Raw genomic sequence first — 7550 nt, 5'->3', positions numbered from 1 at the left:
TGCCGACCTCACGGGCCACACGCGTGACCTCGTCGGCGAACGCGGACAGCTGGTCGACCATCGTGTTGATGGTGCTCTTCAGCTCCAGAATCTCGCCCCGCGCGTCCACGGTGATCTTCTGCGACAGGTCGCCCTTGGCCACCGCCGTGGCAACCAGGGCGATGTTGCGGACCTGACCCGTGAGGTTGCCCGCCATGAAGTTCACCGAGTCGGTGAGGTCGCGCCACGTGCCCTTGACGCCCTTGACGTCCGCCTGCCCGCCGAGGCGCCCCTCGGTGCCGACCTCACGGGCCACACGCGTCACCTCGTCGGCGAACGCGGACAGCTGGTCGACCATCGTGTTGATGGTGCTCTTCAGCTCCAGGATCTCGCCCCGCGCGTCCACGGTGATCTTCTGCGACAGGTCGCCCTCGGCGACCGCCGTGGTGACCTGGGCGATGGAGCGGACCTGGCTGGTGAGGTTGCCCGCCATGTGGTTCACGGAGTCGGTCAGATCGCGCCAGACCCCGGCCACACCCGGCACTTGGGCCTGCCCGCCGAGCCGGCCCTCGCTGCCGACCTCACGGGCCACACGCGTGACCTCGTCGGCGAACGCGGACAGCTGGTCGACCATCGTGTTGACGGTCTCCTTCAGCTGGAGGATCTCGCCGCGGGCGGGCACGTCGATCTTCTGCGAGAGGTCGCCCTTGGCCACCGCCGTGGCCACCTGGGCGATGTCGCGGACCTGGGTGGTGAGGTTGCCGGCCATGGCGTTGACCGAGTCGGTCAGGTCGGCCCAGGTGCCCGAGACCCCCGGCACCTCCGCCTGCCCACCGAGGGTGCCCTCGGTGCCGACCTCGCGGGCCACCCGGGTGACCTCGGAGGTGAACACGGACAGCTGGTCCACCATGCCGTTGAAGACCTTGGCGATGTCGCCCATGAGCCCGTCGGCGTCGTCCGGCAGCCGGGTACCGAAGTCCCCGTCGCGTACGGCTGTCAGGCCGGCCAGCAGTCGTCGCAACTCCTGGTCGCCCGGCGCCGCATCGACGACGCCCGTGCTGTCGCTGGTCATGCGCACCCTCGTTCCGCTCCCCAAGAGCCCTCGGGAAACCGAGAACTCGGAACCCCCGGGCCGATGGGCGGCCCGGTTGTCGTGCATGTATCTCCGCATTCACGGACGTGTATGTGATGTGGAAATACGCCGCAGGTTAACCCACGTTTCAAGCCCTGAACAAAGCACGGGCCGCCGTCCTCGACAGAACAGCGGCGCCCCGCCACGAGACCCTCGGGCGACGCCCGGACAGCGGTCTACGGCAGTGCCGCACACACCCGGGCGAGCTCTGTTCCCGCCGCTGCCGGACGGATCTTCCGCAGGCTATGCCGCCGGTCCTCTTCTGTGAAGAAGACGTGGATTCGCCGAGGCGGCTCAGGAGAGGACGGCGGCATCGACCGAGTCCCGTAGCTCCAGGAGGCCGTCGACCCCGGTGATCTCACAGAGCCGTCGGAGCTGCGGTGACGGCGCGACCACGCGCAGGGTGCCGCCCTGGTGGGTGCGGATCAGCAGGTTCAGCAGCGTCGAGTCCGCGAAGGTGATGCCGGAGGCGTCCAGTACCACCTTCGACCCCTTCCTGACCGCGGCGTCCAGCGCGTCCGCCAATGGCGTGATCGAGTCCAAGTCGTAGGCGCCGCGGGCGACGACGACCGAGGCTCCGAGCCGTTCGTACTGCGACGGAGCGGTCCCCGGACGGACCGGCACGGGGGCCTGCTGCGGCAGTGGCTTGGCACCGGTGTCACGCGTGAGCGCGGGCATGCCGGCCTCGTCCCAGGGCACCTTCGGGCTCCTTCTGTGGCTCTCCCGGAAGGGAGCACGTCATCTGTTGCATGAAAAGTATGTCACGTATCTAGGTTCCGGCAACGGCATCCCCTAAAATGCTGCGCATGGTCGGAGTGCCCCAGTCCCACACCGGATGGACGTTCATCACCAGTCACGCGCGCGTCCTGGCAGCCATCGCAGACAACCCGAACGCCCGCATCCGCGACATCGCCGCCCGCTGCCGGCTCACGGAGCGCGCGGTCTCGCGGATCATCTCCGATCTGGAGCAGGACGGTTACCTGTCCCACACCCGGGACGGACGCACGAACAACTACCGCATCGAGCCCGACAAGGTGCTGCGCCACCCGGCCGAGGCAGGCCTGTCCGTGGCTTCCCTGCTCTCCCTGCTCGTCCAGGACGAGACGGACCGCATCAGGAAACCGGTCGCCCCGTAGCCGTCACCAAACCGGTTGCCCGCCGGCGCCGGGGTCTGTGCAATGGCCCGCATGGCCGAACACGAGTTCCCGGCGCGGCGGGACGACACGCAGCCGTACGTCCGGACCCTGCCCCTGGGCGATCCCGGCGAGTCCGTCCGGATCGGCGCCCTCGTCCCGCTGACCCGGCCCGGCTGGGTCCAGGCGGGCCGACACCTGCTCGCCGGGCTGGAATCGGCCGTTCGCGACGTCAATGACGGCGGCGGAGTCGCCGGGACACCGCTCGAACTCGTCGTCCGCGACACCGCGGCCGATCCGCGCAGGGCCGAGGCGGCCGTCGAGGAACTGGCCCGCCTCGGCGTGACGGCCCTGGCGGGCGAGTACCACAGTGTCGTCGCACGTGCCGCCGCCACCCGGGCCGACGCGCTCGGCCTGCCGTTCCTCTGCTCGTCGGCGGTTCTCGACGCGCTCACCGACCGGCCGACGGACTGGGTCGCACGCCTCTGCCCGCCGCAGTCCCGTGGCTGGCAGGTCTACGCGGACTTCCTCCTCGGCGCGGGCCGCGACCGGATCGCCGTGGCGGCCGAGCCGAGTCGCTACTGGGCGTCCGGGACGCGCCTTCTGCGGGAGTACGTCACTCCCCGCGGCGGCAGTGTCGTCGAACTCGACGCGCGCGCCCTCTCTCCCACCGCCCTGTGCGACGCGCTGGCCGGCCAGCGCGCGACGGTCCTCCTCGTGCTGGCCGGCCTTCCGGATCCGGCGGTGCCGATCGTCAGATCCGTCCGCCGCGACCGGCGCCTCGCCGGGCTCATGATCGGCGCTCCGGCCGGGCAGCCCGAGTTCGCCGAGTGGGCGGCGCGGCTGGGCCCCGACGGAGCCGGGATCCCGTTCCTGCGCTACCTCCCCGAGCGGCTCGCTCCCCTCGGTGAGCGCGTCGCGGCGGCCCTGCGCGAGCAGTTGGCCGAAGAGCCCTCCTTCGTCGCCTTCGAGGGCTACGACACGGTCACCCTCCTCGCCGAGGTGCTGCGCGCCCACGGCACGGACCGGTCGCGCATCGCGGCAGCCTGGCCGCGTGTCGCAGCCGGCGGCACGCGCGGGCGGATCCGGCTCTCCCGCGTGCCGGGCGTCGATGTGTGGCAGTGGGCCGGCGCCCCGGTCCAGGTCGTCGACCGGGATCCGGCGCGTCCCGAGCGACTGCGAGTCCTTCACACGGGCTGAGCCACGTCCGGGAGCCCCGGTCCGGCGCTCCCCGGCTACCCTGCGCCGCAGGAGGTCCTCCGCCCGGCACCGGGCTTCAGTCGTCGGCACCGAGGGCTTTGCTGTCCTGCGCGGCGGTGCGCCTCAGCGCGAGGGCCGCTATGTCGTCGCCGAGCCTTCCGCCGCTGTGCCGCAGCAGATCCGCGTGCAGCCGGTCGAGCAGCTCGCGGGGGTGCTCCGTGTCCTGCCGTCGCATCCAGTCCGGCAACGGGAAGAACCGGCCGGCGTGGTCCCGGGTCTCGGATACGCCATCCGTGTAGAGCAGCAACTGCTCGCCCGGGGCGAAGGGGACGATGTCGACCCAGTAGCGGTCACCGATGAGCGCTGCGAGGTTGAGGGGCGGGGAGGGGATGGTGGGCTCCAGGATCCGGACCTTCCCGCAATGCGCGATGAGCGGCGGAGGGTGCCCGCAGTTGAGGATCAGCAGACGGTCGCCGCTGTGCGGGATCTCGGCGAGGAGGGCCGTGGCGAAGTGCTCGGGCTGGTCCTGGACGGGGAATGCGGCGCTGTGGCGCGTGACGGTGGTCTCCAGGCGGTGGACGATGCCCCGCAGGTCCGGCTCGTCGTAGGCGGCCTCCCGGAAGCAGCTGATCACCGCCGAGGCCGCTCCCACCGCGGACAGGCCCTTGCCCCGTACGTCGCCTATGAGCAGCCTGACCCCGTGCGGTGTACCGATCGCCTCGTAGAAGTCGCCGCCGATCCTGGCCTGCTCCTGGGCCGCCAGATACAGCGATTCGATGTCGATGCCCTCGATGCGGCGCGGCAGCGGGCGTAGCAGCACCTTCTGGGCCGCGTCGGCGACGAGGCGGACCTGGAAGAGGGTCTCCTCCCGCTGAAGTCGGACATGACTGCCGTACGCGGCCGCCAAGGTGACGGCGATGATCGCGGCCGACGTGTACTGCGTTCCCAGATCGGTGTGGAAGAAGCTCAGGACGATCATGAGCAGGAAGCAGAACGCCCCCAGCACCACCGTGGGGAGCACGGGCCACATCGCGGCCGCGAGGGCCGGCGCGGCGGGCAGAAGGCGGCTGAAGGCGATCTCCCTGGGTGTGGAGAACGCCAGGCCGGCGATGAGGACGGTCAGGACCAGGGGCGACAGCCTGGCGGCTTCCCATCGGCCGCTGTAGGCGGGGCGACGGCGCCACAGCCGTGCAGACGAGATCACAAAAAGCATCATATCGACCTAATCGGGCATGGGGCGCGGGAGGATCATGCCCGCTGCGCGAGATGGCGCGGCCGACGGCCCTCTCCGCAGGGGCCGGGGCATGCGAGGCGCGGCCGCCCAGCCGCCCGAAGTCAGCCCGGCAAGGTCGGGCGCGCCCTGGCCACTCGGGATCACTGGTGTTAAAAAGGTCGCATGGCGAGTCTTTTCGCCCGTTTTCAACGCCTGTCGGTGAAGCGCCTGATCAGCAAGAGCACGCGGAGCGTGGCCGGGCAGGTGCTGGTTTTCCAGGTGGCCCTGGTGGTGCTGCTCGTAGCCTGCGGTGTCTTCGCCCTCATCCTGCAGTCGGAGCGGGACACCAGCGCCGAGGCACGGCGCCGCTCCACGGCCGTGGCGCAGACCTTCGCGCACTCACCGGGTGTGCGCGCGGCCTTGCGGACCCCCGACCCCAGCAAGATCCTCCAGCCGCTCACCGAAGCGGCACGCCGCGCCGCCGACGTCGATTTCATCGTGGTCATGGACACCGAGGGCATCCGCTACACCCACCCCTTGCCGGACCGCATCGGAAAGCGGTTCGTGGGCGAGATCGGACCGTCGCTGGCGGGGAAGGTCTACGTGGAGAGCGTGGACGGTCCGCTCGGTCGCGAGGTGCAGGCCACGGTGCCGGTCAAGGGCGCCGGCAGCGAGGTCGTCGGGCTGGTGTCGGCCGGGATGAAGGTCGAGAACGTCGAGAGTCAGCTGACCCGGCAACTACCGATCATCCTGGGCGCCGGGGCCGGAGCGCTCCTGCTGTCCATCGGCGTGACGGCGCTGCTGGGCAGGCGGCTGCGACGGCAGACGCACAGCCTGGCTCCGGACGAGATGACCCTGATGTACGAGCACCACGACACCGTGCTCCACTCCGTGCGGGAGGGGGTGCTGATCGTGGCCGCCGACGGGCGGCTGATGCTGGCGAACGACGAGGCCAGACGACTGCTGGACCTGCCCGTGGACATCGAGGGGCGACCCGTCCCGGAACTGCCCGGACTCGATCCCGAGCTGAAGGAGCTGCTCGCCTCCGGGCGCGAGGCCACCGACGAGGTGCACCTCGCAGGCGAGCGGCTGATCGCGGTCAACCAACGGCCCACGGGTCGCGCGGGCGGCCCCCGGGAAACGGTGGTGACCCTGCGCGACTCCACCGAGCTGCAGGCGGTGACGGGCCGGGCCGAGGTGGCACGGGAGCGGCTCAGGCTGCTGTACGACGCCGGACTCCACATCGGCACCACCCTGGACGTGCTGCGCACCGCCGACGAGTTGGCGCGGGTCCCCATCCCCCGCTTCGCGGACTTCGTCACCGTGGACCTGGCCGACGCCGTCCTGCACGGAGAGGAGCCGGCCCCCACGGGGACGGACATGCGGCGCGCGGCCGTGTCCGGCGTCGTGGACGACCATCCGCTCACCGAACAGGGCCGGCTGTTCGACTACCTTCCTGCCACGCCCCATGCGCGCGGCTACGGCAGCGGCCGATCCCAGCTGGTGAGCGATCTGCCCTCCGCCACGAGCTGGCGCTTGCAGGACCCGGAACGGGCCGAGGCCATCATCGACCACGGCATCCACTCCCTGATCACCGCCCCCATCCAGGCCCGTGGCGTCGTGCTGGGGATGGCCAGCTTCTGGCGCACGCGGCAGCACGAGCCCTTCAACGAGGAGGACGTGTCCCTGGCGGAGGAGCTCGTGGCCCGCGCCGCGATCAGCATCGACAACGCCCGCCGCTACACCCGCGAGCACGCCCTGGCCGTCACTCTCCAGCGCAGTCTGCTGCCGCAGGCCATGCCGGAGCAGAGCGCCCTCGACATCGCCTACCGCTACCTCCCCGCCCAGTCGGGCGTGGGCGGGGACTGGTTCGACGTGATCCCCATGCCGGGCAGCCGGGTGGCACTGGCCGTCGGCGACGTGGTCGGTCACGGCCTGCACGCCGCCGCCACGATGGGACGACTGCGTACCGCGGTGCACAACTTCTCCGCCCTGGACCTGCCCCCGGACGAGCTGCTGAGCCATCTGGACGACCTGGTCGGAACCATCGACCAGAACGAGACGGCGCAGAGCGCGGCGGGCGTCGTGGGCGCCACCTGCCTGTACGGGATCTACGACCCCGTGACGCGCCGCTACGTGATGGCGCGGGCGGGGCATCTGGCGCCGGCGCTGGTCCAGCCCGACGGGACCGTGACCTTCCCGGACGTGCCCGCCGGCCCGCCCCTGGGCCTCGGCGGTATGCCGTTCCGGACCGCCGAGCTGTGCCTCGCCGAGGGGACCCAGCTCGTCCTGTACACCGACGGCCTCATCGAGGACCGCAGGCGCGACCTGGACGTGGGAATGGAGCTGCTGCGCGACGCACTCACCGGCCACCCCGGCCGGCCGCCCGAGCAGACCTGTCAGGACGTGCTGGACCGTGTGCTCCCCGAGCGCCCCAAGGACGACGTCGCCCTGCTCGTCGCCCGCACGCGGCAGCTGCCGCCCGACCGGATCGCCGACTGGGACGTACCACCGGACCCCGCCGCCGTGGCGGGCATGCGGGACGCCGTGTCCCGCAGGCTCGAAGCGTGGGGCCTGTCGGAGCTCGGCTTCACCATGGAACTCATCCTCAGCGAGCTCATTACCAACGCCATCCGCTACGGCTCCGGGCCGATCCACGTGCGGCTGATCCGCGACCGTACGCTGATCTGCGAAGTGGCCGACGGCAGCAGCACCTCACCGCATCTGCGGTACGCCGCGTCGACGGACGAGGGTGGCCGGGGCCTGTTCCTGGTGTCGCAGATGGCCGAGCGCTGGGGCACCCGGTACACCCCGCAGGGCAAGGTGATCTGGGCGGAACAGGCCCTGCCCTAGGTGATCCGCCGGCCCGTCCCGGGACGGGCCGGCGGGGGCA

6 protein-coding genes are annotated in these 7550 nt (G+C 71.2%); 3 read left to right on the top strand and 3 right to left on the bottom strand.

The annotated features are described in order from the left end of the window. Together GTY56_RS03875 and GTY56_RS03870 are read right to left on the bottom strand one after the other, a co-directional pair. On the bottom strand, positions 1 to 1051 hold a 1051-nt coding region (locus GTY56_RS03875; RefSeq protein ID WP_161362467.1), incomplete at its 3' end, for a HAMP domain-containing protein. Positions 1052 to 1405: 354 nt separating this feature from the next. Then, positions 1406 to 1810, bottom strand: coding sequence for an STAS domain-containing protein (locus tag GTY56_RS03870; RefSeq protein ID WP_346345408.1), 405 nt, complete (start codon positions 1808 to 1810; stop codon positions 1406 to 1408). Between the two features lie 107 nt (positions 1811 to 1917). Between GTY56_RS03870 and GTY56_RS03865 the strand changes: the two genes are divergently transcribed. Beyond that, positions 1918 to 2247: a helix-turn-helix transcriptional regulator gene (locus GTY56_RS03865; RefSeq protein WP_161362466.1), complete on the top strand. Its 330-nt coding sequence runs from the start codon at positions 1918 to 1920 to the stop codon at positions 2245 to 2247. Between the two features lie 42 nt (positions 2248 to 2289). After that, positions 2290 to 3444: an ABC transporter substrate-binding protein gene (locus tag GTY56_RS03860; RefSeq protein WP_524540074.1), complete on the top strand. Its 1155-nt coding sequence runs from the start codon at positions 2290 to 2292 to the stop codon at positions 3442 to 3444. Positions 3445 to 3520: 76 nt separating this feature from the next. On the opposite strand, the gene GTY56_RS03855 is transcribed toward GTY56_RS03860, so the two are convergent. After that, positions 3521 to 4648: a PP2C family protein-serine/threonine phosphatase gene (locus tag GTY56_RS03855; protein WP_524540073.1), complete on the bottom strand. Its 1128-nt coding sequence runs from the start codon at positions 4646 to 4648 to the stop codon at positions 3521 to 3523. A 192-nt stretch (positions 4649 to 4840) separates the two neighbouring features. Here GTY56_RS03855 and GTY56_RS03850 point away from each other — a divergent pair, with 192 nt between their 5' ends. Further along, positions 4841 to 7510, top strand: a complete 2670-nt coding sequence (locus GTY56_RS03850) for a SpoIIE family protein phosphatase (RefSeq protein WP_202509706.1) — start codon at positions 4841 to 4843, stop codon at positions 7508 to 7510. Positions 7511 to 7550: the final 40 nt, after the last annotated feature.

It is taken from the genome of Streptomyces sp. SID5643, from assembly GCF_009872555.1.
Classification (GTDB): Bacteria; Actinomycetota; Actinomycetes; order Streptomycetales; family Streptomycetaceae; genus Streptomyces; species Streptomyces iakyrus.
This window is presented reverse-complemented; position numbering and strand designations above follow the sequence as displayed.